This window comes from Arthrobacter sp. YD4, from assembly GCF_030410515.1.
GTDB lineage: Bacteria > Actinomycetota > Actinomycetes > Actinomycetales > Micrococcaceae > Arthrobacter.
Genome location: NZ_JAUHHD010000004.1, coordinates 297,586 through 323,355, shown reverse-complemented (window position 1 = coordinate 323,355; position 25,770 = coordinate 297,586). Strand labels below are relative to the sequence as shown.

Here is a 25,770-nt window from a genome sequence, read left to right as displayed (position 1 = left end):
CAAGGAAGTACCGTGGCGCAGAACACCGGCAAGGCACACTCATCCCGGACCTCAAGCGCCACCCGGCGGCTGCGGATCGGGCTCTGCCTGATGCTCGCTCTGCTGCTGGTGGTCGGCGCCAAGCTCTTCCTGGTCCAGGGCCTGGACATGGGCGGCATGGCCGAGGCGGCACTGAAGAACCGGCTCACGCCCACGGTGCTGCCGGCCGAGCGCGGCAAAATCCTGGACGCCTCCGGCAACGTCCTGGCCAGCAGCGTCATCCGCTACAACGTGGTGGTGGACCAGACCGTCAACACCACCACCGCCACCTTCCCCCGGCTCGAGACGGTGGACGGCAAGGACACGGTCGTCAAGATCCCGCGGGACCAGGGCATCGAGGAACTCGCCAACGTCCTCGGCATGAAAAAGGACGACGTCAAGAATGCCCTGACCGGCACCCAGCGCTACTACATCGTGGCCAAGGACATCCGGCCCGACGTCGAGGACCGGATCTCCAAACTGCAGATCCCGGGCCTGGCCTCGGAGGGCACCAGCAAGCGCGTCTACCCCAACGGCTCGGTGGCCGGCGGGATCGTCGGCTTCCTCAAGGACGGCACGACCGGCCAGGCCGGCCTCGAACAGACCCAGGACGACGTGCTGAAGGGCACCCCGGGCAAGCGCGTCTTCGAGATCGGCGCCGACGGCCTGCGCATCCCCGTGGGTGTGGACCAGCTGACCCCCGCCGTCAACGGCAAGGACGTCAAGCTGACCCTGAACTCGGACCTGCAGTACTTCGCCCAGCAGGCCATCCAGAGCCAGAAGGATAAGCTCAGCGCCGAGTGGGGGATCATCGTCATCTCCGACGTGAAGAACGGCAACATCATCGCCATGGCGGACACCAACGCCCCGGACCCCAACGACCCGGGCAAGGTTGACGCCAAGGACCGCGGCGTCCGCGCCGTCACCGCCGCCTACGAGCCCGGCTCGGTGGAGAAGATGATCACCGCCGCTTCGGCCATCGAGGAGGGCACCTCCCACCCACTGGACACCTACACCGTCCCGCCGACCTACACCGTGGACGGGCAGACCTTCTCCGACGCGTTCGAGCACGGCACCGAGCAGCGGACCCTCGCCGGGATCGTGGGCTATTCGATGAACACCGGCACCGTGATGGTCGGCCAGAAGCTGAGCAAGGAAAAGCGGCACGACTGGCTGCAGAAGTTCGGCATCGGCGAGGCCCCGGACATCGGCTTGCCCGCCGAAACCCCCGGCATCCTCACCCCCGCGGACCAGTGGGACGGCCGGCAGCAGTACACCGTCCTCTTCGGCCAGGGCGTGGCGCAGTCCACCCTGCAAACAGTGCGGGCCTACCAGAGCATCGCCAACGACGGCGTCATGCTCCAGCCCCGCCTGATCGACAGCTACATCGACCCGGACGGCCACGAGGAAAAGGTCCCCGCCAAGGACAGCCGGCAGGTGGTCAGCAAGGACACCGCCAAGCAGGTCCGGGACATCCTGGAGAGCGCCGTGACCGAGGGCGAGATCAAGGACGCGGCGATCGACGGTTACCGGGTGGGCGCCAAGACCGGCACCTCCGAGTCCCCGTGCGACGACGGCAAGCCCGGTTTCTGCGGCTACACGGCCTCCATGGTGGGGATGGCGCCGATGGACGATCCGCGGTTTATTGTTGAAGTGGTCCTGCAGCGGCCCAAGGGCAGCATCTACGGCATCACCAACGGGCCCGTTTTCCGGTCCGTGATGGGCCAGACGCTGCGGACCTACAACGTCCAGCCCTCCACCGGCGCGCCGGTCAGGCTGCCGCAGTACGCCAAGTAGCACACGAGACCACCAGCCAGCAGCACGTTATTCACGCAGCCGGGCCTGGGTGCGGGGCAATCCTCCGCGCGCAGCGCGCGCTGCCCGCACCACCGACGGAGAACCCCTTGTCAGACCCCACCGCCCAGGATCAGGCCGCCGAGAACGAGGGCCGGGCCGCCGCCGCGGCGTTCCGCCCGGCCGCCGTCGCCCCCGTGCCCCTGGAAACCCTTGGCGGCTGGATCGGCGTCGTGGTTCCGGGCGCCTCGGCCGCGGTCGACATCACCGGCATCTCGCTGAACTCCCGCTCGGTGCGGCCGGGGGACCTCTACGTCGCGCTGCCCGGTGCGACCCGGCACGGGGCCGACTTCGTCGCCCAGGCCGTGGATGCCGGGGCCGTCGCCGTGCTGACCGACGACGCCGGCGCGCGGCTGCTGGCGCTCTCAAACGACGTTCCCGTGCCCGTGCTGGTCACCCCCGAGCCGCGGGCCCTGGTGGGCAAGCTCTCCGCGCTGATCTACCGCAGCCGCCCCGAGCGGGCCACCGGGCAGGGAACAGACAGCCCGTCTGAAGGTACCGCAGACCCGGCGCCGGCGCTGTACGGCGTGACCGGCACCAACGGCAAGACCACCACCACGTACTTCACCAACGCCCTGCTGCGCGCACTGGGGCGGCGCCCCGGTCTGATCGGCACCATCGAGATCCTGGCCGGCGGCGAGCCGATCCCCAGCCTGCTGACCACCCCGGAGTCCACGGACGTGCACGCCCTGCTGGCGCTCATGCGCGAACGCGGCCTCGATGCGGCCTCCATGGAGGTCTCCTCGCACGCCATCGCCTTCCACCGCGTCGACGGGGTGGACTTCGACGTCGCCGGCTTCACGAACCTGACCCAGGACCACCTCGACCTGCACGGGACCATGGAGGAGTACTTCCAGACCAAGGCCCGGCTGTTCACCCCCGAACTGGCCCGCGCCGCCGTGGTCACGGTCGACGACGAATGGGGCCGCAGGCTCGCCGGCCTCGCCGCCGGGGCCGGCCTGCCGGTCACCACGCTGGCCACAAACGCCGGCACGGAACCCGAAACCTCAGGGAATGCCGCCGGCCCCGACGCCGACTGGACCGTCACCGGGACCACCCCGCGCGGGCTCGGCACCGACTTCGTGCTCCGGCACCGGAACGGCGCGGTCCTCACCGTCCACACCGGCCTGCCGGGCGGCTTCAACGTCGCCAACGCGGCCCTGGCCACCGTCATGGTCCTGGCCGGTGGCGCCACCGTCGAGGAGGTGCAGGCCGCCCTCGACGCCGCCGACCCGTTCACCGTCGCCGTGCCCGGCCGCATGCAGCTGGTCGCCACCGAGCCTGCCGCCGTCGTCGACTTCGCCCACAACCCCGACGCACTCGAACGCGCCCTCGCCGCCGTCCGCTCCCCGGAGCCCGGCTCCAAGGTGATCATCGTCTTCGGCGCCACCGGCCAGCGCGACCAGGGCAAGCGCCCCGCGATGGGTGCGATCGCCGCCCGGCTGGCCGACGTCGTGATCGTCAGCGACGACGACCCGCACGACGAGGAGGCCGGCGGCATCCGGGCCGACGTCCTGGCCGGCGCCCACGCCGCCGTCCGCGACGAGGCCCTGGCCAGCACCGTGCTGGAGGTCTTCCCGCGGGACGAGGCCATCCGCAAGGCGGCGGAGCTGGCCGCGCCGCACGACACCATCCTGGTGGCCGGCCGCGGGCACGAAGTCTGGCAGGAGGTCAAGGGCGTCAACGTGGCCCTCGATGACCGCGTGGAACTGCGCACTGCCTTGACAGCCCGGGGATTCACCGTTCTCGACGACCAGCGGATAGAGTCCTAAACCGAGATGATTGCATTTACCGCGGCGGAAATCGCCGACATAACCAACGGCCGGCTGGCCGCCGATCCGGAGCTCACGCCCGGGTCAGTGGTCACCGACTCCCGCGAAGCGACGCCGGGCTCCCTCTACGTGGCCAAGCCCGGTGAGGCCGCCGACGGGCACGACTTCGTCGCCGCCGCCTTCGACCGCGGCGCGGTCCTGGCGCTGGCCGAGCGCGAAGTCTCCGACGCCGCCGGCAAGCCCTTCCCGGCCGTGATCGTCGAGGACGCGGTCCTTGCCATGGGCGCCCTCGCCGCCGAGGCCGTACGCCGGATCCGGCAGCACCGCGCCGCCGCCGGCGAGGACTTCACCGTGGTGGGCATCACCGGCTCCGCCGGCAAGACCACCACCAAGGACCTGCTGACCGGCATCTTCTCCGGCTCCGGCGAAACCGTCGCGCCCCAGGGCTCCTACAACGGCGAGGTCGGCGTCCCGCTGACCGTCTTCAAGGCCGGCTTCGGCACCCGCTACCTCGTCATCGAAATGGGTGCCACCGGCGTCGGCCACATCACCTACCTCGCCGAAATGGTCCGCCCGGAGATCGGCGTCGTGCTCTGCGTCGGCACCGCCCACGCCGGCGAATTCGGCGGCGTCGAGAACATCGCCCGCGCCAAGGGCGAAATGGTCGAGGGCCTCTCGGCCGACGGCACCGCCGTGCTCAACCTCGACGACCCCCGCGTTGCGGCCATGGCCGCCAGGACCCAGGCCACCGTGCTGGGCTTCTCCGCCGAATCCGGGCAGACCGGCGCGGGCGTCCTCGCCACCAACGTCGAGCTCAACGCCGGCGGCAGCCCCGAATTCGACCTCGTGCTGCCCGACGGCGGCACGCACCACGTCTCCGCCCGCCTGATCGGCGCCCACCACCTGACCAACCTGCTGGCCGCCGCGTCCGCCGCGTTCGCCGCCGGCATCCCCGGCGCGCAGATCGCCGCGTCCCTCAGCAGCCAGACCGCCGCAAGCCGCTGGCGGATGGAACGCACCGAACGGTCCGACGGCGTCACCATCATCAACGACGCCTACAACGCCAACCCCGAGTCGATGCGGGCCGCGCTCCGCACCCTGGCCGACCTCGGCCGCGGCCGGCGCACCTGGGCCGTACTCGGCGCCATGCTGGAACTGGGCGAGGACTCCATCCGCGAGCACACCGCCGTCGGCACCCAGGTGGTCCGGCTCAACATCTCCCGGCTCCTGGTGATCGGCCGGGAAGCCCGTGCCCTCTACGTCTCCGCCGTCAACGAGGGTTCCTGGGGCGACGAGTGCATCTTCGCCGAGGACGTCGAGGAGGCCTTCGGGATCCTCCAGGCCGAGCTCGAACCCGGCGACCTGGTCCTCTTCAAATCCTCCAACAGCATTGGCCTGCGCCACCTGGGGGACCGGATAGCATTAGCTGCACCGGCGCCGGACGCCGCCCCGGGCACCGGCCCGGACGCCACCCCTGCCACCGACGGGAGCACCCTGCCGTGATCGCACTGCTGATGGGCTCCGGACTGGCACTGCTGCTGTCCTTCCTCGGTACCCCGCTCTTCATCCGCTTCCTGGTCCGCAAGGGCTACGGGCAGTTCATCCGCGACGACGGCCCCACCTCGCACCACACCAAGCGCGGCACCCCCACCATGGGCGGCGCCGTCGTGGTGGTGGGCGTGCTGATCGCCTACTTCGCCACGCACCTGGTGATGTGGTGGATGAACCCGGCCTCGCCGGGACCCACCGCCTCGGCCATGCTCCTGCTCTTCCTCATGGTGGGCATGGGCCTGGTGGGCTTCCTGGATGACTTCATCAAGATCTCCGCCCAGCGCAGCCTGGGCCTGAACGCCAAGGCCAAGCTCATCCTCCAGGCCGCGGTCGGCATCATCTTCGCCGTCCTCGCCCTGACCTTCCCGGACGAGAACGGCGTCACCCCTGCGTCGTACCAGATCTCCCTGGTCCGCGACATTCCCTGGCTCAACATGGCCTTCGGCGGCACCGTGCTGGGAGCGATCCTGTTCGTCCTCTGGTCCAACCTGATCGTCACCGCCGCGACCAATGGCGTGAACCTCACCGACGGCCTGGACGGCCTCGCCGCCGGCGCCTCCGTGATGGTCTTCGGCGCCTACACGCTGATCGGGATCTGGCAGAGCAACCAGTCCTGCGGATCGCCCCGGCAGGCCGGCGGGGGCTGCTACACCGTCCGCGACCCGCTGGACCTGGCCCTGCTGGCGGCCATCCTCAGCGCGGCCCTGGTGGGCTTCCTCTGGTGGAACACCTCCCCGGCCAAGATCTTCATGGGCGACACAGGCTCGCTCGCAATCGGCGGCGCCGTGGCCGGCTTCGCCATCCTGTCCCGCACCGAACTGCTGCTGGCCTTCATCGGCGGCCTGTTCGTCCTGATTACCCTCTCGGTCATCATCCAGGTGGGCTACTTCAAGATCACCAAGGGCAAGCGGTTCTTCAAGATGGCGCCGCTGCAGCACCACTTCGAACTCAAGGGCTGGGCCGAGGTCACGGTCGTGGTCCGGTTCTGGATCCTCTGCGGGCTGTTCGTTGCCGCCGGCCTCGGCATCTTCTATGCGGAATGGGTGGTACTGCTGTGATCGGCACGATTCCCGAACCCCTCGCCAGCTCGCCCCGGCTGGAGGGACTCACCAGCTGGGACGCCGACTGGGCCGGCCTGCGCGTGGTGGTGACCGGCATCGGTATCTCCGGCTTCGCCGCCGCGGACACCCTGATCGAACTGGGCGCCCGGGTTGTGGTGGTGGACGTCGCCGAGACCCCCAAGGCCCTGGCCCAGGCGGACACACTCAAGATCGTCGGCGCGGCCGGCGTGCTGCTCGGCGAGGACGCCGTTGGCTCCGTACCTACCGTGGACGGCCAGAAGCCGGACCTGATCGTCACGTCCCCGGGCTGGCGCCCGGACCAGGCCCTGCTCGCCGCCGCCGCGCGGGCGCACATCCCCATCTGGGGCGACGTCGAACTCGCCTGGCGGGTCCGCGTCCGTGAGGGCCGCAAGACCGCCGACTGGATCACCATCACCGGCACCAACGGCAAGACCACCACGGTGGGCCTGACCGAGTCGATGCTGCAGGCCGCCGGCCTCAAGGCGATCGCCGTCGGCAACGTGGGCACCCCCATCCTGGACGCGCTGCGCGACCCGGTGGACTACGACGTCTTCGCCGTGGAACTCTCCAGCTTCCAGCTGCACTGGAGCCACTCCATCTCCCCGGTGGCCAGCGTGTGCCTCAACGTCGCCGAGGACCACGTGGACTGGCACGGCTCCTACGACTCCTACCTCGCGGACAAGGCCAAGGTTTACGAACGGACCCAGAAGGCCTGCGTCTACAACGCCGAGCAGATCGAGACCGAGCGGATGGTCGAGGACGCCGACGTCGTCGAGGGCTGCCGCGCCGTCGCCTTCACCACCCTGACCCCGGCGATCAGCATGGTGGGCGTCGTCGAGGGCCTCCTCGTCGACCGTGCCTTCATCGCCGAACGCAAGGACAGCGCCGCCGAGCTCGCCGCCATGAGCGACCTCGGACCGGTGGCCCCGCGGCACATGGTGGCCAACGCCCTCGCGGCGGCCGCCCTGGTCCGCGCCTACGGGGTGGCACCCGCCGCCGTGCGGCAGGGCCTGCAGAACTACCTCCCGGGGGACCACCGCATCCAGCCCGTCGCGAAGCAGGGCGGGGTGCTTTGGATCAACGACTCCAAGGCCACCAACCCGCACGCCGCGGCCGCCTCGCTGGCCGCGTTCGAGCACGTCATCTGGATCGCCGGCGGCCTATCCAAGGGTGTGAATTACGACTCACTGGTGCGCGAAAACGCCGCCAGGCTCAAGGCCGTGGTGCTGATCGGGGCCGACTCCTCGGACCTGCTGGCCTCGCTCGAGCGACACGCGCCGGATGTCCCGGTGATCGGCCACGCCAAGGGTGAGACTGAAAAGGAGCAGACTGCCGGACCGGCCGACGCCGACGCAGCCCCCTCGCCGATCTTTGGCGAAACTGTGATGGCCCAGGCCGTAGCGTCCGCCGCACAGCTGGCCGCCCCGGGGGACACTGTGCTCCTGGCCCCGGCAGCTGCGTCCATGGATCAGTTCTCTTCCTATGCTCACCGTGGCGACGCCTTCATCGAAGCCGTCCGCGAGCTCGTGGAAGGGCAGGCTCAGACCACCGAGGAGTAGCAATGGTCAGCACGCCCACCCGTCCCGCCACGGCACCCACCAGCGGCACGTCCGCCGCCGGCCGCCTCCGCGGCTGGTACCGGATGTTCTGGTCCGCACTCGAGGGCAACGGCCGGTCCCGGAACGGCTCCACCTACTACCTGATCCTGGGGTCGACCCTGGCGCTCACGGCGATTGGCATCATGATGGTGCTCTCGGCGTCCAGCGTCGAGTCCATCGCCGCGGGGGAGTCGCCCTACTCGGCGGCGCTGAAGCAGGGACTCTTCGCCGCGATTGGCGTCTTCGTCATGTTCGTCCTCTCCCGGGTGAACGTCGTCTGGCTCAAGCGCTTCGCCTGGCCGGCCATCTTCCTGGCCATCCTCCTGCTGGGCCTGGTTCTGCTGATCGGCCGCAGCACGCTGGGCAACCAGAACTGGATCGACGTCGGGCCCTTCACCTTCCAGCCCTCCGAGGCCGCGAAGCTGGCGCTGGCGCTCTGGATGGCCACCGTGCTCAACCGCAAGGCCGCGTTCCTCAGCCAGTGGCGGCACGTGCTGGTCCCCGTCGTGTTCCCCGGGGCCGCCGCCATCCTCGGCCTGATCCTGGCTGGCAACGACCTCGGCACCGCCATGATCATCATGATCATCATGGCCGCCGGGCTGTTCTTCGCCGGGGTCCGGCTCTACCTGTTCGGGATCGCCGGCGTGGCACTGGCGATCGGCACCGCCGTCCTGGCCGTGACCAGCCCCAACCGCATGTGCCGCATCCTCTCCTGGACCGGGCAGACCTGCTCCGACGGCTCGGACCTGAACTACCAGTCCACCAACGGCCTCTACGGCCTGGCCTCCGGCGGCTGGTTCGGCGTGGGCCTGGGCCAGAGCCGGCAGAAGTACAGCTGGATCCCCGAGGCGCACAACGACTTCATCTTCGCGATCATCGGCGAGGAACTTGGCCTGATCGGCACGATCGTGGTCCTCATCCTCTTCGCCGTCCTCGGCACCGCGATCTACCGCGTGGTGGTGGCCCAGCAGGACCTGTTCCACCGCGTCCTCGCCGGCGCCATCATGGTCTGGCTGCTGGGACAGGCCACCGTCAACATGGCCGTCGTCACCGGCCTGCTGCCCGTGATCGGCCTGCCGCTGCCGTTCATCTCTTACGGCGGCTCGGCGCTCCTCATGTCCCTCAGTGCCGTGGGCGTCGTCCTGTCCCTGGCCCGGGCGCAGATGGCGCCGGACATGCAGCCCAAGGGCCTGCTCCGCTTCGGTCCCGCCGGCTTCACCCGGATCCTGCGCCGCAGGGTCGTGGCCCGGCGCGAGGGAGAGGCGACGACGGCGGCGCCGGCCGCTGCGAAGCCCTCCACCGCGCCTACCGCCGCCACAGCGGCCGCTCCCTCCACAGCCACCCGCAAGCCGCCGGGCACGAAGCAGGCCGGCACGAAGCAGGCCAGCACGAAGCAGCCGGGCGCGAAGCAGGCCGCCGCGAAGCCCGCCAGCCCGGCGCCGACCGCGACGGCACCAGCCCCCCGGCCCGCCGGCACCCGAACCCCCAGCCCCAAGAACCCCGCACGGAAGCGTACCCAGACCTGATGAAGACCCCACCGCCCCTCTCCGTCGTCCTTGCCGGCGGCGGCACCGCCGGCCACATCAGCCCGCTGCTGGCGATCGCCAACGCCGTCAAGGAGGCACGGCCGGACGCCGCCCTGCTGGCCGTCGGCACCCCCGGCGGCATGGAAACCCGGCTTGTGCCCGCCGCCGGGCTGGACCTCGCCACCGTGGACCGCGTGCCCTTCCCGCGCAAGCCGTCCACGGCGCTCCTGCGGCTGCCGGGCAAGCTTGCCGGCGCCGTCCGGCAGGCCGGTGTCATCCTGGACGACGCCCGGGCCGATGTGCTGGTGGGCGTCGGCGGCTACGTCTGCACTCCGCTCTACCTTGCGGCGTGGCGGCGAAAGATCCCCATCGTGGTCCACGAGGCCAACACCCGCCCGGGCCTGGCCAACCGGGTCGGCGCCCGCCTGAGCCGGCACGTCGCCGTCGCCTTCGCGGCCACCAGGCTGCGCGGCGCCCGCCACGTCGGCATGCCCATGCGCCGCGAGATCTCCGGGCTGGACCGGGCGGGCGCGCGCGCCGCCGCCCGCTCAGCGCTGGGTCTGGAGCAGGACAAGCCCACCCTGATCGTCACCGGGGGTTCCTCCGGCGCCCAGAGCATCAACCGGGCGATCGCCGCCGCTGCGGACGCCCTCGGCGCCGCCGGCGTCCAGACGCTGCACATCACCGGCCGGGACAAAGCCGTCCACGACGCCCGGGGCCGCCTCCTCGAGGCGCCGGGTTATCGCCAGGTCGAATACATCGATGGCATGGAACTCGCCTACGCGGCCGCCGACCTGCTGCTGGCCCGCGCGGGTGCAGCGACCGTCTGCGAGGTGGCCGCCGTCGGGCTCCCCGCGGTGTTCGTGCCGCTGCCCATCGGCAACGGCGAGCAGGCCCTGAACGCTGCCGGGCTGGTCGACGCCGGGGCGGCGCTGCTGGTCGACGACGCCGCCTTCGACGCCGCGTGGATCACCGGGACCATCCTCCCGCTCCTGGGCGACCCGGCGCGGCTGGACCGGATGGCGCACGCCGCGGAGCAGTTCGGCATCCGCGACGCGGACCGGCGGATGGCCGCGCTGGTGCTCGAGGCCGCCGGCGCGGACGCCGGCAATGGCACCGGCACGGGCGCCCCAGACACAGACCCCACGACGCAGGACAAGCAGTGACCGGCACGGCAGGAAGCGGTAAAGCAATGGCACAGGAAACCGGTACTGGCCAGGCGGCCGAACGCACCCAGGAGTCACTGGGGCGGGTCCACTTCATCGGCATCGGCGGCGTCGGCATGTCCGCCGTCGCGCGCATCATGGTGGCCCGCGGCGTGCCCGTCAGCGGCTCCGACGCCAAGGACCTGCCGGTGATGGCCGACCTCGCCGCCGCCGGCGCCCGGATCGCCGTCGGCTACGACGCGGCCAACCTCGGCGACGCCCAGACCGTGGTGGCCGGGTCCGCGATCCGCGCCGACAACCCCGAACTGGCCGCCGCCAAGGCCGCCGGGCTCCCCGTGTTGCACCGCTCCGAGGCGCTGGCCGCCGCCATGGCCCGGGACACCGCCGTCGCGGTCGCCGGCACCCACGGCAAGTCCACCACCACCTCCATGATCACCGTGCTGCTGCAGGGCGCCGGCCTGGACCCCTCCTTCGCCATCGGCGCGAACGTCCCGGCGCTCGGCGTGAACGCCGCCTCCGGGTCCTCGCCGGTGTTCATCGCCGAGGCGGACGAATCCGATGCCTCGTTCCTGAACTACCGCCCACAGATCGAGGTGGTCACCAACGTCGAACCGGACCACCTGGACCACTACGGCACCGCCGAGGCCGTCTACGAATCCTTTGACCGCTTCACCGGCCTGCTTCCGGCCGACGGCCTGCTGGTCGCCTGCGCCGACGACGAGGGCGCCCGGGACCTCGCCCTGCGCACCCGCGAACGCGGCACCACCCGCGTGCTCCTCTACGGCACCTCCCCGGAGTCCGACGTGATCCTGCACGACGGCGGCCGGGGCGCCCTCACGCTGGAGACCGCCACCGGGCGCTACGACGTCGAATTGCAGGTCCCCGGCCGGCACAACGCGCTGAACGCCGCCGCCGCCTTCGCCGTGGCACTGGAGCTGGGTGTCGCGCCGGAGGCCGCCGCCGCCGCGCTGGGCGGCTTCACCGGCGCCGCCCGCCGCTTCGAGTACAAGGGCGAGGGCTGCGGCGTCCGCGTCTACGACGACTACGCCCACCACCCCACGGAGGTCCGCGCCGCCCTGGCCGCGGCCCGCTCGGTGGCCGGCGACCACCGGGTCCACGTGCTCTTCCAGCCGCACCTGTTCTCCCGGACCCGCGAATTCGCCCGGGAGTTCGCCGAGGCCCTCAACGCCGCGGACACCGCCTGGGTCCTGGACATCTACCCGGCCCGCGAAGACCCCATCCCCGGCGTCACCAGCCAGCTGATCGCCGACCACCTGGGCCCCAACGGGCACCTGGTGGGCCCCGGCGCGGACGCCGTCCAAGCCGTGCTGGCCGCCGCAGGCCCGGGCGACATCGTCCTCACCGCCGGCGCCGGCGACGTCACCGCGTACGGGCCGCTGCTGGTGGAGGCGCTCACCGCCGGGATCCCCGGTGCCTAGCTCCCGCCGGCCCGGCTACCCGCCCGCAACTGGGAGCTCGAAACGGGGCGGCGCCGGCGCTCCAAGGTCCGGCTCGGACGTCATCTCGGCCACTAAGTCAGCTCCCGGCCCCGGCACGGGCCCGGCGCCGGAGCCGGCGCCCGGCAAGGTCCTGGCCTTCCCCGAACCGAAGGCCCGGCGGCGGCGCCGGATCGTCCTCGGCACCATCGCCGTCGTCGCGGTCCTGATCGCGGGGGTCATCGCCGCCGCCGTCTATTCGCCGTGGCTCGCAGTCCGCACGGTGACCGTGCAGGGCACCAGGATGCTTAGCCAGGACCAGATCCAGGCCGCGCTGGCACCGCTGCAGGGCAAGCCCCTGCCCCAGGTCAGCGACCGGGACGTCACCGCGCTGCTGCAGCCTCTGGTGCAGGTCAAGTCCGTAACCAGCCAGGCCCGGCCGCCGTCAACCCTGCAGGTGACCATCGTCGAGCGTGTCCCGGTGGCCCTGCTCAAGCAGGGCGAGGCCTTCCAGCTGGTGGACCCGGACGGGGTTCCGCTCGGAACCGCGCCGGATGCCGCGGCGGTGAAGCTTCCCGTCATCGACGGCGGGGGAGGGGCGCTGCCGCAGGACCTGTTCCACGCCATCACCGGCGTACTCGGCGCGCTGCCGCCGGACATCCTCGCCCGGCTCTCCGACGCCTCCGCCAAGTCCGTGGACGCCGTGGAACTGAAGCTCGTGGACGGGCAGACAATCGTCTGGGGGAACGCGGGGGAGAAGGACCTCAAGGCCCGGGTCCTGGCCGCCCTGCTGAAGGCGCCGGCGGACCCCAAGAACCCGGTCAAGGTCTACGACGTCAGCGTCCCGCGCCACCCCGTCACCCGCTGACGGCCGGCCGGGGAGATTCGCCATTTAGCCGGTATTAGCGCGACACGCTGAGCCGGTCATTGAATGTCCCCGGCCTAGCCAATAGCGTTCCAACTACGAGTTAGTTGACATAACTATAACCCTCAAGTCGAAGGTTAAGGTTAGCCTTTCAAGCTGGACTCCATCAGATTTCGCAATAGAACACGAACAAGGGACACGTAACGTGGCAGCTCCGCAGAATTACTTGGCCGTCATCAAGGTCGTCGGCATCGGCGGCGGTGGCGTGAACGCAGTCAACCGCATGATTGAGGTGGGACTTCGCGGCGTCGAATTCATCGCAATCAACACCGACGCGCAGGCGCTGCTGATGTCCGATGCCGACGTCAAGCTCGACGTCGGACGCGAGCTGACCCGTGGTCTCGGAGCCGGCGCGAACCCCGAGGTCGGCCGCCAGGCCGCCGAGGACCACGCCGATGAAATCGAAGAGGTGCTCCGCGGCGCGGACATGGTCTTCGTGACTGCCGGCGAAGGCGGCGGCACCGGCACTGGCGGCGCGCCCGTCGTGGCCCGCATCGCCCGGTCCCTCGGCGCCCTGACCATTGGCGTCGTCACCCGCCCGTTCACCTTCGAGGGCCGGCGCCGCGCCGGTTCCGCCGAGGCCGGCATCGACGCCCTGCGCGACGAGGTCGATACCCTCATCGTCATCCCGAACGACCGGCTGCTCTCCATCAGCGACCGCAACGTCTCGGTGCTGGACGCGTTCCGCTCCGCCGACCAGGTACTGCTCTCCGGTGTCCAGGGCATCACGGACCTGATCACCACCCCCGGCCTGATCAACCTCGACTTCGCCGACGTCAAGTCCGTCATGCAGGGCGCCGGTTCGGCCCTGATGGGCATCGGCTCGGCCCGCGGCGAGGACCGTGCGGTCAAGGCAGCCGAGCTCGCCATCGCTTCGCCGCTGCTGGAAGCCTCGATCGACGGCGCCCACGGCGTCCTCCTCTCCATCCAGGGCGGCTCCGACCTGGGCCTGTTCGAAATCAACGAGGCGGCCCGCCTGGTACAGGAAGTCGCGCACCCGGAAGCCAACATTATCTTCGGCGCCGTGATCGACGACGCCCTCGGCGACGAGGCCCGCGTCACCGTCATCGCCGCCGGCTTCGACGACGTCAAGGCCACCTCGCCGTCGATGGACCAGTCCCAGCCGGCCCCCGTACGCCAGGCCGCACCGGCTCCCGTCCCGGCCCAGGCTCCGGCCTCCGCCCCGGCGCAGCCGATGCACGCCGGCGTCGGTGCCTCTGGCCTGAGCAGCTGGGGCCAGCAGCGTCCCGCCGCCGTACCCGCCGATTCGGGCTTCGACGTGGACCTGCCCTCGGTCGTGGAGCCGGACCTGTCCGGCCGCCACTCCGATGACCTGGACGTCCCCGACTTCCTGAAGTAGGCCACCGGCACCACCCGCAACACCCAGCATGGCACCGCCCCGGCGGTGCCATGCTGCGTTGCGGGCGGGTACCGTGGTGGGAGCGGAGGACATCCGCTCACGAAAGACAGCAACAACCGGAATAGTGGTGAGATACGTGTTTTCCTGTCGGGCAGAGGTGAGCCCCGGCGTGTGGGTTGCCTTCACGAACGCGGCGGCCGGCAACCTGGCCCTGCACGTCGGCGACGACCCCGCCGAGGTGCGCAGGCGACGGCAGGACCTCGCGGCGGAGGCCGGCGTGGGCCCGGACGGGTTCTCCTTCATGAACCAGGTGCACGGCAACGACGTCGCCGAGATCCCCGCGGACGCCGGCCAGGGTGTCGCCCCCACCGCCGACGCCCTGGTCTCCGCCGGCGCGCCGCTGGCCGTGATGGTGGCGGACTGCGTGCCGGTCGTCCTCGTGGGGGAGCGGGCCGCGGAGGACGGCGCCGGAGCCCCGGCCCCCGTCTTCGGCGTCGCCCACGCCGGCCGTCCGGGCACCGCCGCCGGGGTTGTCCCCGCCGCCGTGGACCGGATGCGCGCCCTCGGTGCCGGGACGATCCGGGCCTGGATCGGCCCCTCCGTCTGCGGCCGCTGCTACGAGGTGCCCGCGGAGCTTCGCGAGGAGGTGGCCGCCGCCGTCCCCGCCACCTGGACCACCACCGCGCAGGGAACCCCCGGGCTCGACCTCCCCGCCGGGGTGCGGAGCCAGCTCGAGGCCGCCGGCGTCGAGGTCATGTACAGCGGCGGCTGCACGCTCGAAGACCCTGAGCTCTTTTCCTACCGCCGGGACGCCTCCACCGGGCGCTTCGCCGGCCTGGTCTGGGCGGCGGCATGAGCGGGGCACCGGCCCCGGATCCCGGGGCGGATCCCCGCACCGCGCAGCTCTCCGAACGGCTCACCGCCGTCCGCAGGCGCATCGCCTCGGCCGCGGAGGCCGCCGGCCGTGGCGCCGACCTGCCGCAGCTGATCGTGGTCACCAAGTTCCACCCCGCCGCCGACGTGGCACGCCTGGCCTCCCTGGGCATCACCGACGTCGGCGAAAACCGCGACCAGGAGGCCGCGGAGAAGGCGGCCGAACTCTCCGCCCTGGCCCTCCGCTGGCACTTCATCGGCCAGCTCCAGACCAACAAGGCCAAGTCCGTGGTCCGCTACGCCGCCGCCGTACACTCCGTGGACCGGCCGCAGCTGGCAACCGCCCTCGCCAAGGCCATCACCGTAGAACAGGACCGCACCGGCCGGGACGACCTCGACTGCTTCATCCAGGTCAGCTTGGCCGACGACGCCGACGGCGACCGCGGCGGCGCGCTGCCCGCGACCGTGCCGGAGCTCGCCGCCCAACTCGCCGACGCGCCCGGCCTCCGGCTGGCCGGTGTCATGGCCGTCGCACCGCTCGGCGCACCGCCCGAACCCGCGTTCGAAAAACTCGCCGGCATCGCCGCGGCGCTGCGCGCAGACTTTCCGCAGGCCAGCGGCATTTCCGCGGGAATGAGCCAGGACCTGGAGGCCGCGATCCGGCACGGGGCGACACACCTGCGAATTGGCTCCGATATTCTCGGTCCGCGTCCGGCCGTGCGGTAGGTTCAACGTATTGGAAGGTAATGGCGGGGTAATACTGACACGATTAGGAGTGGACCCATGGCTGGCGCTCTGCGCAAGACAATGATCTATCTTGGGCTCGCCGACGGCGATGAACACTACGAGTCTGACCATCACACCCCGCACAAGGATGAGGACGAACCTATGGAGCACGACCGCGAGGAGCGCCGCGCCCCGGCCCCCGTCCGCGAAGCCCCCCGGGAAGAGCCCTATGCCGCCGAAGAGGAATACCGCGCACCCGTGACACCCATCAAGCGAGCGGCCGCCAGCCGCGAAGAGACCTCCGGCCTCCGGCAGATCACCACGATCCACCCGCGGTCCTACAACGACGCGAAGCTGATCGGTGAGAGCTTCCGCGACGGCATCCCGGTGATCATGAACGTCACGGACATGGGGGAGGCGGACGCCAAGCGGCTGGTCGATTTCTCCGCCGGACTGGTCTTCGGCCTCCGGGGCAGCATCGAACGGGTCACCAACAAGGTGTTCCTGCTCTCGCCCTCCTACGTCGAGGTGATCGGCGACGACAAGAAGGCCAGCGAGACCACGGCCTCCTTCTTCAACCAAAGCTAGTCCCTGATTCCGGCGGGGCGGCCAGGCAGGATCACCTGCCCGGCCGCCCCGCCGGAATTTTCGTGTTGAAATAGAAGCGCACCCCCCGGCCAGGACACTGCGGTATCCGGAACGAACATGGAGAACTGAACTAACTCATGGGAATTGTTTTCGGGCTGATCTATATCGCGCTGCTGCTCTTCTTTGTCGCGCTGATCGTGCGCCTGGTTTTCGACTGGGTCCAGATGTTCGCGCGCAGCTGGCGTCCCCGCGGCGCGGCGCTGATCACCGCCCACGCGGTCTACGCCGTGACGGACAAGCCGCTCAAGCTGCTGCGCCGGATCCTCCCGCCGCTCCGGCTCGGCGGAATTTCCCTGGACCTTGCCTTCCTGGTCCTCTTCCTGGCGGTCTCGATTGCCATGGGAGTAGCCAGGTCACTGACCTACGCGACGGCCGTCGCCATCTGACGCGGCCCGCGGACAGCACCATCATCAGATAAAACTCCGGTCCAACACTGCGGTGTTGAATTAGAGGAACCAGACCATATTTAGGTACCGTAGTTTTGACGGCCGGAAGGCCTCCTGACTAACTAGACCAACGAGGTGACCAGATGGCTTTGACGCCAGAAGACGTTGTCAACAAGCGCTTTCAGCCGACCAAGTTCCGCGAAGGATACGACCAGGACGAGGTTGACGACTTCCTGGACGAAATCGTCGTCGAACTCCGACGCCTGAACCAGGAAAACGACGAGCTCCGCAAGAAGCTCGCCGAGGCCGGTTCCGGCACGGCTGCGGCCCCCGCCGCGGCCGCACCCGTCGTGGAAAAGGTCCCCGCACCCGTCAAGGCCGAGCAGGATGACCGCGCCAAGGCCGAGGCCAAGGCCAAGGCCGAAGCCGACGCAAAGGCTGCCGAAGCCGCGAAGAAGAAGGAAGCCGAAAAGGCTCCCGCCCCCGCCGCTGCGGCCCCCGTCGCCGCCTCCGCCTCCGCGGAATCCGCCGCCGGCCTGCTGGCCATGGCGCAGCAGATGCACGACAAGCACATCGCCGACGGCGAGCAGCAGCGCGACAAGATCATCGCCGAGGCACAGATCGAAGCCAGCAGCCTGGTCAACGACGCGCAGGAGAAGTCCCGCAAGATCCTGGGCGCCCTCGAGCAGCAGCGCTCGGTCCTGGAACGCAAGGTCGAGCAGCTCCGCGGCTTCGAGCGCGACTACCGCTCCCGCCTGAAGGCCTACATCGAGGGCCAGCTGCGTGACCTGGACGCCCGCGGTTCCGTCGCGGCCCCCGAGGTCGAAGCGAACTAGTCGAAGCGGACCACCAGCTTCAGCACGTATTCTGAAAGCCGGTGGCTGAGGACTCCTCGGCCACCGGCTTTTTGCATGTGGCATGACCGGAACCGGAACGAAAGCACTATGACGAACGCACCAACCCCCGCCGTCCCCCGGGACGCACCCGCCCGCCGGCCGCGCCGCGGGCTCCTGCTCTCCCTGTTCGCGGGCTTCGCCGTGTTCGCCTACGTCTTCGACCAGCTCACCAAGCTGTGGGTCACCTCCACCATGATCGAGGGGGAGCGGACCCCGGTCCTGCCCCCGCTGCTGCACTGGTATTACATCCGGAACTCCGGCGCCGCGTTCTCCATCGGGGAGAACGTCACCTGGGTCTTCACCATCATCATGGCCGCCGTCTCCGTGGCCATCCTGCTGCAGCTGCGCAAGCTCGGCTCCGCCTGGTGGGCGCTGGCGCTGGGCCTACTCCTCGGCGGCGCCCTGGGCAACCTGACCGACCGGCTCTTCCGCGACCCGTCCTTCGGTATGGGCCACGTGGTGGACTTCATCCAGCTGCCCAACTTCGCCATCTTCAACATCGCCGACTCCGCGGTTGTGTCCTCCGTGGTGATCATCTGCCTCCTGACCCTGCGCGGCATCCCGCTGGACGGCGTCCGGCGGCGCGAGGAAGCCCACGACGGCGACGAGCACGACGCCGACAAGGATGATGCCGACAAGCACGACGGCGGCAACCATGTCTGAGCCGGCAGCCGGCGCGGCCCGGCACTACACCGTCCCCCAGGAGCTCGCCGGCGCCCGCATCGACGCGGGGCTGGCCCGCCTCATGGACATCTCCCGGTCCCAGGCCGCGGCGCTGATCGCCGAGGGACACGTCAGCACCGGCGGCAAGCCGGTCGGAAAGTCGCTGAAGCTCAGCGCCGGCGCCGGACTCGACGTCGTCGTCCCGGACCGCAGGGACCCCCTGGAAGTGGTGGAGGAAGTCGTGGAAGGCCTCACAATCCTGCTCGACGACGATGATTTCGTCGTGATCGACAAGCCCGTCGGCGTCGCCGCGCACCCCTCGCCCGGCTGGGTGGGGCCCACGGTCGTCGGCGGCCTCGCCGGCGCCGGGTACCGGATCTCCACCTCCGGCGCCACCGAACGCGCCGGGATCGTGCACCGGCTCGACGTCGGCACCTCCGGGGTCATGGTGGTCGCCAAGACCGAGGACGCGTACACCAAGCTCAAGCGGGCCTTCAAGGACCGCACCGTGGACAAGGTCTACCACGCCGTCGTCCAGGGCCTCCCGGACCCGCTCGCAGGCACCATCGACGCACCCATCGGCCGCCACCCGGGCCACGACTGGCGCTTCGCCGTCGTCGAGGACGGCCGCGACTCGGTCACCCACTACGAGGTCCTCGAGGCGTTCGGCAAGGCGTCCCTGGTGGAAGTGCACCTGGAAACCGGGCGCACCCACCAGATCCGCGTGCACTTCTCAGCGCTCCGCCACCCCTGCGCCGGAGACCTGACCTACGGCGCCGACCCGCGGCTGGCCGCCACCCTGGGCCTGACCCGGCAGTGGCTGCACGCCCGGCAGCTCTCCTTCGACCACCCCCGGACGGGGGAGCGGGTCACCGTCACCAGCGACTACCCGCAGGACCTGCAGTACGCGCTCGAGGTCCTCGCCTCCGGCAACGCCTGACGCCCACCGTCCGTGCCCGGCACTAGAATGAACCGGTGACTTCCAGCAACAATTCGTTCGTCCATCTCCACAACCACACCGAATACTCCATGCTGGACGGCGCCGCCCGGCTCGGGGAACTGTTCGATGAGACCGGACGGCTGGGCATGCCGGCGCTGGCCACCACGGACCACGGCTACCTGTTCGGCGCCTTCGACTTCTGGAAGCGCGCCACCGACGCCGGCATCAAGCCGATCATCGGCGTCGAGGCCTACGTCACGCCCGGCACCGCCCGCACGGACAAGACCAGGGTGCGCTGGGGCGAGGAAAACCAGCGCAAGGACGACATCTCCGGCGGCGGCGCGTACACGCACATGACGCTGCTGAGCTATAACAACACCGGCATGCGGAACCTCTTCCGCGCCTCCTCGATCGCGTCCCTGGACTCCGTCTTCGGCAAGTGGCCGCGGCTGGACCGGGAGCTGCTGAACACCTACTCCGAGGGGCTCATCGCCACCACCGGCTGCCCCTCCGGAGAGGTGCAGACCCGGCTCCGGCTGGGCCAGTACCGGGAGGCGCTGGAAGCCGCCGCCGAGTTCCGCGACATCTTCGGCGCGGAGAACTACTTCTGCGAACTGATGGACCACGGCCTGGACATCGAACGCCGCGTCACCGGCGACCTGCTGCGCCTGGCCAAGGAACTGAACCTCCCGCTGGTGGCCACGAACGACCTGCACTACACCCACGAGCACGACGCCAAGGCCCACGAGGCACTGCTGGCCATCCAGTCCGGCTCCACCCTGCTCGAACCCACCTACGACAACGGCGGCTCACGGTTCGCGTTCTCCGGCAGCGGCTACTACCTGAAGTCTCCGCAGGAGATGCGCGAACTCTTCCGGGACCACCCGGACGCCTGCGACAATACGCTGCTGATCGCCGAGCGCTGCGACGTCTCCTTCAACACCGGCGCCAACTACATGCCCCGCTTCCCCTGCCCCGAGGGCGAGGACGAGACCTCGTGGCTGGTCAAGGAGGTGGACAAGGGCCTGCACTACCGGTACCCGCAGGGAATCCCGGACAAGGTCCGCGCCCAAGCCGACTACGAACTCGACGTCATCACCTCGATGGGCTTCCCCGGCTACTTCCTGGTGGTCGCGGACTTCATCAACTGGGCCAAGAACAACGGCATCCGCGTCGGTCCCGGCCGTGGCTCCGGCGCCGGCTCCATGGTGGCCTACGCCATGCGCATCACCGACCTGGACCCGCTGCACCACGGCCTGATCTTCGAACGGTTCCTCAACCCGGACCGCGTCTCCATGCCCGACTTCGACGTCGACTTCGATGACCGCCGCCGGTCCGAGGTGATCGACTACGTGACGAAGAAGTACGGCGACGAGCGCGTGGCCATGATCGTCACCTACGGCACCATCAAGACCAAGCAGGCGCTCAAGGACTCCTCCCGCGTGCTGGGCTACCCGTTCAGCATGGGCGAGACCCTCACCAAGGCGCTGCCCCCGGCGGTTATGGCCAAGGACATCCCGCTGGCGGACATCCAGAACCCCGAGGCCAAGCGCTACGGCGAGGCCGGGGACTTCCGGCAGCTGATCGCCACCGACCCGGAGGCCGCCAAGGTCTTCGAGACCGCCCTCGGCATCGAGGGCCTGAAGCGCCAGTGGGGCGTGCACGCCGCCGGCGTCATCATGTCCTCCGATCCCATCATCGATGTCATCCCGATCATGCGCCGCTTCCAGGACGGCCAGGTCATCACCCAGTTCGACTACCCGACGTCCGAGGGCCTGGGCCTGATCAAGATGGACTTCCTGGGCCTGCGGAACCTGACGATCATTTCGGACGCCCTGGAAAACATCAAAATGAACCGCGGCGTCGACCTTGACCTGGAATCCCTGGCCCTGGACGACGCCGCCTCCTACGAGCTGCTGGCCCGCGGTGACACCCTGGGCGTCTTCCAGCTCGACGGCGGGCCCATGCGGTCGCTGCTGAAGCTGATGAAGCCGGACAACTTCGAAGACATCTCCGCCGTCCTGGCCCTCTACCGGCCGGGTCCGATGGGCGCCAACGCGCACAACGACTACGCGCTGCGCAAGAACGGCATCCAGCCGGTCATCCCCATCCACCCGGAGCTGGAGGAACCGCTCGCCGAGATCCTCGGCGGCACATACGGCCTGATCGTGTACCAGGAGCAGGTCATGGCCGTGGCGCAGAAGCTCGCAGGCTACAGCCTGGGCCAGGCCGACATCCTCCGCCGCGCCATGGGCAAGAAGAAGAAGTCCGAACTGGACAAGCAGTTCGCCGGCTTCTCCCAGGGCATGCAGGACAACGGCTACTCCATGGACGCCGTGAAGACCCTCTGGGACATCCTGCTCCCGTTCTCCGACTACGCCTTCAACAAGGCCCACTCGGCCGCCTACGGCGTGATCTCCTACTGGACCGCCTACCTGAAGGCCCACTACGCCCAGGAGTACATGGCGGCCTTGCTGACCAGCGTCGGCGACGACAAGGACAAGTCGGCCATCTACCTGAACGAGTGCCGCCGGATGGGCATCACGGTGCTGCCGCCGGACGTCAACGAGTCCGCGTTGAACTTCACCCCGGTGGGCAACGACATCCGCTTCGGCATGGGCGCCATCCGCAACGTCGGCGCCAACGCCGTCGACGCCATGGTGGCCGCCCGCGAACGCGAGGGTGCCTTCACTTCCTTCAAGGACTTCCTGATGAAGGTCCCGGCCGTGGTCTGCAACAAGCGCACCATCGAATCGCTCATCAAGGCCGGCGCCTTCGACTCGCTGGGACACCACCGGCGCGCCCTCGCCATGGTCCACGAAGAGGCGATCGACTCCGTCATCACGCTCAAGCGCAACGAGGCCATCGGCCAGTTCGACCTGTTCGCCGGGATCGAGGACACCGAATCGGAGTCCTCGCTCAGCATCGACATCCCGGACCTGCCCGAATGGGAGAAGAAGGACAAGCTCTCCTTCGAGCGGGACATGCTGGGCCTCTACGTCTCGGACCACCCGCTGCAGGGCCTGGAGGGCGTCCTGACCCAGCACGCGGACCAGTCCATCACCTCGATCATCGCCGAGGACGGCCCGCACGACGGCGCCATCATCACCATCGCGGGCATGATCACTTCGCTGAGCCGGCGGATCGCCAAGGCCAGCGGCAACGCCTACGCCCGCGCCGAGATCGAGGACCTCGGCGGCTCGGTGGAGGTGATGTTCTTCGGCCAGGTCTACGGCCCCATCGCCTCCGTCCTGGCCGAGGACCTGATCGTCGTCGTCAAGGGCCGCCTGCAGCGCCGGGACGACGGGGCCATCGCGGTGAACTGCATGGAGCTCTCCGTGCCGGACCTCAGCGAGGGCCTGGACGGGCCGCTGGTCATCACCATGCCCACGCACAAGGCCACCGAGGCCGTCGTGAACGAACTCGGCGAGGTCCTGAAGACCCACCGGGGCAAGTCCGAGGTGCGGCTGCACCTGCACGGCGACTCACGCGTAGAGGTGATGGGCCTGCCGGTGCACCTGCGGGTCAACCCGAGCCCCTCGCTCTACGGCGACCTCAAGGTCCTCCTCGGGCCGACGTGCCTGGACGGGTAGGGGCTCAGATCTCGTAGTCCAGCGGCACCGGCTGGGAGTAGGCGCCGCCGTGGTAGAGCAGCGGCACGGAGGCTCCGCCGACCGCGCCGTCGACCACTTCGACGACCACGACCGCGTTGTTCTCGAAGGAGAGCCGCATCTGGATCTTTCCGATCAGCCAGCCGGAGACGTCCTTGAGGACCGGGACCCCGTGCGGTCCCTCCTCCCAGTGGTCGCCCTCGAAGCGGTCCCGGCCGCGGGCGAAGCGGTCGGCCAGGGTCTGGTTCTCCAAGCCCAGCATGTGCACGCCGATGTAGCTGGAGTTGGCGACGGCGGGCCAGGAACTGGACGTCCGGGCCATGTTGAAGGTGAACCGGGGCGGCTTGGCCGACAGCGACGCCACCGAGGTGGCCGTGAACCCGTAGGGAGCCCCGTTGTAGCTCGCGGTGATGATGGCGACGCCCGCGGCGTGCCGGCGGAACATTTCCTTGAACGTTCCCTCGAAGGGCTCTTCGGCTGACGACACGGTGGTCCATCTCCCTGCTGTGGTGCGGCTGTTGCTGGTGCCAGCGTATTCCCGCAACGCCCGACGGCGGTATTCGGCCGGTCGCGGGGCGCCGCGCGGCGTCATCCTGGCCCGGCCGGCGTGCCGGGGGCGCGGAATCCTGGGTTAAGGTTTGTTGCATGACACAACCCGCGGTGCACCCGCCCGTCGACCCCCACGGCTCCGGCGCCGCGCCCACCGGCGGCACGCCCGGGGATACCGCCGGCACCGGCGGGACAGGATGGGGCAACGGCGCCGACACCGGCGTCCCCGCGTCCAGGCACCGGAGGGCGCCGTGGCGCGGGCTGCTGGTCATCGCCCTGGCCGGGATCCCGGTCGGACTGCTCTGGTGGGCCCTGGCACCCACCGGCCTGAACCTGATCAGCCGCGACCCGGCGCTGGCCAGCGGCAGCAACCCCTCCACCTGGCTGCCCCGGGACCTGGTCCTGGCCGGGCTGTACCTGGCGGCCGGCTGCGTCGGCGGGATCCTGGCCGCCGGCAGTAAGCCGGCCAGCCTCCCGCCGCTGACCGTCATCGGCGCCGTCGCCGCGGGCGCCGTCGGGGCGCTCCTGGCGTGGGGGACCGGCGTCCTGGCCGGCGCGGTCTTCACCCCGGCCGGGGACACCTCCGCCAGTGCCAGCATCGCCTTCTCGCTGCGGGCCTACGCCGTGCTGCTGGTCTGGCCCGCGGCCACCGCGCTGTCCATCTTCGTCGCCTCCCTGTTCGGCCACCCTGACCAGGAGCCGTAAAATAGGCGGGTGACTTCCTCTGCCGACCGCCCCGCGTCCCTGGTACCCGCCTCCACCGGCCTCGATTTCCGGACCGTGGACGTCCGCGGCCGGCAGCTGAGCCTCGCCGGCCTCCGCGCCGCCGTCCCGCGTGCCCAGCACGGCACCGTGGCCGACGCCGAGGGCAAGGTCCAGGAGATCATCGCCGACGTCCGCGCCCGCGGCCTCGCCGCGCTGAGCGACCTCGCCCGGCGGTTCGACGGCGTCGAGCAGTCCCACCCCAGGGTGCCGGCAGAGGCACTGCAGTCCGCGCTGGACGGCCTGGACCCGGAGGTGCGCGCCGCGCTGGAGGAATCCATCCGCCGCGCCCGGCTCTTCGCCGATGCCCAGCGCCCGGCCAACACCGACGTCGCACTGGGCGACGGCGCGGTGGTCAGCCAGAACTGGGTGCCGGTCTCCCGCGTGGGCCTCTACGTTCCCGGCGGCCTGGCGGTCTACCCCTCGTCGGTGATCATGAACGTGGTCCCGGCGCTGGCCGCGGGCGTGCCCTCGATCGCGCTGGCGTCGCCGCCGCAGAAGGACTTCGGCGGCCTGCCGCACCCCACCATCCTCGCCGCCGCCGCGCTGCTGGGCATCGATGAGGTCTACGGGATCGGCGGGGCGCAGGCCATCGCCGCCTTCGCCTACGGCGTTCCCGCGGACGCCTCGCCGGCGGACGCTTCCGACACCGCCCTGCCCGGCATCGACCCGGTGGACGTCGTCACCGGCCCGGGGAACATCTTCGTGGCCACCGCCAAGCGCCTGGTCAAGGGCGCCGTCGGGATCGACTCGGAGGCCGGCACCACCGAAATCGCGATTCTGGCCGACGCCACCGCCCGCCCCGGGCTCGTGGCCGCGGACCTGATCAGCCAGGCCGAGCACGACCCCAAGGCCGCCTCGGTCCTCATCACCGACTCCGAGGATCTCGCCGCGGCCGTGCGCCGGGAGCTCGACACCCAGGCCGCCGCCACCAAGCACAGCGCCCGCGTCCGGGAAGCCCTCTCCGGCCCGCAGTCCGGCGTCGTCCTGGTCGAGGACCTGGAGCAGGGAATCGCCGCCTGCGACGCCTACGCCGCCGAGCACTTGGAAATCATGACCTCGGATGCCGCCGCCGTCGCCGCCCGGATCCGCAACGCCGGCGCCATCTTCGTGGGCGACTACAGCCCGGTCAGCCTGGGCGACTACTGCGCCGGGTCCAACCACGTGCTGCCCACAAGCGGCACCGCGGCCTTCTCCTCGGGCTTGAACGTCACCACCTTCCTGCGCGCCATCCAGGTCATCAACTACGACCGGGCCGCGCTGGAGGTCGTCAGCCGGCACATCGTCAGCCTTTCGGTGGCCGAGGACCTGCCGGCGCACGGCGAGGCCGTGACCGCTCGGTTCGCCAACCACAACATGTAGTAATTACAGGCTTGTTATTCGCCCAGATCTAGTCGTAGACTGAATCCGGAAGCCCCGCCAGCGGTG

General features: G+C 70.2%; 20 protein-coding genes and 1 pseudogene. 20 read left to right on the top strand and 1 reads right to left on the bottom strand.

All coding sequences use genetic code 11. The annotated features are described in order from the left end of the window. Nucleotides 1-12: 12 nt before the first annotated feature. From QWJ39_RS12655 to dnaE, 18 genes and pseudogenes are all read left to right on the top strand, one after another. Nucleotides 13-1,815 (top strand): penicillin-binding protein 2, encoded by a 1,803-nt coding sequence (locus tag QWJ39_RS12655; RefSeq protein ID WP_290258191.1) that lies wholly within the window; start codon nucleotides 13-15, stop codon nucleotides 1,813-1,815. Between the two features lie 107 nt (nucleotides 1,816-1,922). Next, a complete protein-coding gene (locus QWJ39_RS12650; protein ID WP_290258190.1) occupies nucleotides 1,923-3,644 on the top strand; it encodes a UDP-N-acetylmuramoyl-L-alanyl-D-glutamate--2,6-diaminopimelate ligase in 1,722 nt (573 codons plus the stop codon). A 6-nt stretch (nucleotides 3,645-3,650) separates the two neighbouring features. Beyond that, nucleotides 3,651-5,147 carry a UDP-N-acetylmuramoyl-tripeptide--D-alanyl-D-alanine ligase gene (gene murF / locus QWJ39_RS12645; RefSeq protein ID WP_290258189.1) on the top strand — a complete coding sequence of 499 codons (1,497 nt, stop codon included), beginning with the start codon at nucleotides 3,651-3,653 and terminating at the stop codon, nucleotides 5,145-5,147. Then, complete coding sequence (gene mraY / locus QWJ39_RS12640; protein ID WP_290258188.1) at nucleotides 5,144-6,253, top strand: phospho-N-acetylmuramoyl-pentapeptide-transferase; 1,110 nt, start codon at nucleotides 5,144-5,146, stop codon at nucleotides 6,251-6,253. Before murF ends, mraY begins: the two co-directional genes overlap by 4 nt. Continuing rightward, entirely contained in the window at nucleotides 6,235-7,836 is a 1,602-nt protein-coding gene (gene murD / locus QWJ39_RS12635) for a UDP-N-acetylmuramoyl-L-alanine--D-glutamate ligase (protein WP_290258187.1), read from the top strand. The genes mraY and murD overlap by 19 nt, the downstream gene beginning before the upstream one ends. Nucleotides 7,837-7,838: 2 nt before the next feature. After that, a pseudogene (ftsW, locus tag QWJ39_RS12630) lies at nucleotides 7,839-9,077 on the top strand (putative lipid II flippase FtsW); the annotation flags it as partial. Nucleotides 9,078-9,400: 323 nt separating this feature from the next. Continuing rightward, nucleotides 9,401-10,567: an undecaprenyldiphospho-muramoylpentapeptide beta-N-acetylglucosaminyltransferase gene (gene murG / locus QWJ39_RS12625; protein WP_290258186.1), complete on the top strand. Its 1,167-nt coding sequence runs from the start codon at nucleotides 9,401-9,403 to the stop codon at nucleotides 10,565-10,567. Nucleotides 10,568-10,593: 26 nt separating this feature from the next. Beyond that, nucleotides 10,594-12,006: a UDP-N-acetylmuramate--L-alanine ligase gene (murC, locus tag QWJ39_RS12620; protein ID WP_290258185.1), complete on the top strand. Its 1,413-nt coding sequence runs from the start codon at nucleotides 10,594-10,596 to the stop codon at nucleotides 12,004-12,006. After that, on the top strand, nucleotides 11,999-12,871 hold the full coding sequence (locus QWJ39_RS12615; protein WP_290258184.1) for an FtsQ-type POTRA domain-containing protein: 873 nt from the start codon (nucleotides 11,999-12,001) through the stop codon (nucleotides 12,869-12,871). The genes murC and QWJ39_RS12615 overlap by 8 nt, the downstream gene beginning before the upstream one ends. Before the next feature lie 202 nt (nucleotides 12,872-13,073). Continuing rightward, entirely contained in the window at nucleotides 13,074-14,288 is a 1,215-nt protein-coding gene (gene ftsZ / locus QWJ39_RS12610; protein ID WP_290258183.1) for a cell division protein FtsZ, read from the top strand. A gap of 136 nt (nucleotides 14,289-14,424) precedes the next feature. Next, the gene (locus QWJ39_RS12605) at nucleotides 14,425-15,144 is read left to right on the top strand and encodes a polyphenol oxidase family protein (RefSeq protein ID WP_290258182.1); all 720 of its coding nucleotides are present in this window, start codon (nucleotides 14,425-14,427) and stop codon (nucleotides 15,142-15,144) included. After that, complete coding sequence (locus QWJ39_RS12600) at nucleotides 15,141-15,887, top strand: YggS family pyridoxal phosphate-dependent enzyme (protein ID WP_290258181.1); 747 nt, start codon at nucleotides 15,141-15,143, stop codon at nucleotides 15,885-15,887. Before QWJ39_RS12605 ends, QWJ39_RS12600 begins: the two co-directional genes overlap by 4 nt. Before the next feature lie 57 nt (nucleotides 15,888-15,944). Beyond that, on the top strand, nucleotides 15,945-16,475 hold the full coding sequence (gene sepF / locus QWJ39_RS12595; RefSeq protein WP_290258180.1) for a cell division protein SepF: 531 nt from the start codon (nucleotides 15,945-15,947) through the stop codon (nucleotides 16,473-16,475). A 137-nt stretch (nucleotides 16,476-16,612) separates the two neighbouring features. Continuing rightward, the gene (locus QWJ39_RS12590) at nucleotides 16,613-16,921 is read left to right on the top strand and encodes a YggT family protein (protein ID WP_290258179.1); all 309 of its coding nucleotides are present in this window, start codon (nucleotides 16,613-16,615) and stop codon (nucleotides 16,919-16,921) included. Between the two features lie 143 nt (nucleotides 16,922-17,064). After that, complete coding sequence (locus QWJ39_RS12585) at nucleotides 17,065-17,757, top strand: DivIVA domain-containing protein (protein ID WP_290258178.1); 693 nt, start codon at nucleotides 17,065-17,067, stop codon at nucleotides 17,755-17,757. A 108-nt stretch (nucleotides 17,758-17,865) separates the two neighbouring features. Beyond that, the gene (gene lspA, locus QWJ39_RS12580; protein ID WP_290258176.1) at nucleotides 17,866-18,480 is read left to right on the top strand and encodes a signal peptidase II; all 615 of its coding nucleotides are present in this window, start codon (nucleotides 17,866-17,868) and stop codon (nucleotides 18,478-18,480) included. Next, entirely contained in the window at nucleotides 18,473-19,420 is a 948-nt protein-coding gene (locus QWJ39_RS12575) for an RluA family pseudouridine synthase (RefSeq protein WP_290258175.1), read from the top strand. Before lspA ends, QWJ39_RS12575 begins: the two co-directional genes overlap by 8 nt. A 35-nt stretch (nucleotides 19,421-19,455) precedes the next feature. Beyond that, nucleotides 19,456-23,013 carry a DNA polymerase III subunit alpha gene (gene dnaE, locus QWJ39_RS12570; RefSeq protein ID WP_290258173.1) on the top strand — a complete coding sequence of 1,186 codons (3,558 nt, stop codon included), beginning with the start codon at nucleotides 19,456-19,458 and terminating at the stop codon, nucleotides 23,011-23,013. Nucleotides 23,014-23,017: 4 nt separating this feature from the next. On the opposite strand, the gene QWJ39_RS12565 is transcribed toward dnaE, so the two are convergent. Beyond that, nucleotides 23,018-23,476: a flavin reductase family protein gene (locus QWJ39_RS12565; RefSeq protein ID WP_290258259.1), complete on the bottom strand. Its 459-nt coding sequence runs from the start codon at nucleotides 23,474-23,476 to the stop codon at nucleotides 23,018-23,020. 200 nt (nucleotides 23,477-23,676) lie between these two features. Between QWJ39_RS12565 and QWJ39_RS12560 the strand changes: the two genes are divergently transcribed. After that, complete coding sequence (locus tag QWJ39_RS12560; protein ID WP_290258172.1) at nucleotides 23,677-24,285, top strand: hypothetical protein; 609 nt, start codon at nucleotides 23,677-23,679, stop codon at nucleotides 24,283-24,285. A 9-nt stretch (nucleotides 24,286-24,294) separates the two neighbouring features. Continuing rightward, nucleotides 24,295-25,704 carry a histidinol dehydrogenase gene (gene hisD / locus QWJ39_RS12555; protein WP_290258171.1) on the top strand — a complete coding sequence of 470 codons (1,410 nt, stop codon included), beginning with the start codon at nucleotides 24,295-24,297 and terminating at the stop codon, nucleotides 25,702-25,704. The last annotated feature ends 66 nt before the right edge of the window (nucleotides 25,705-25,770 follow it).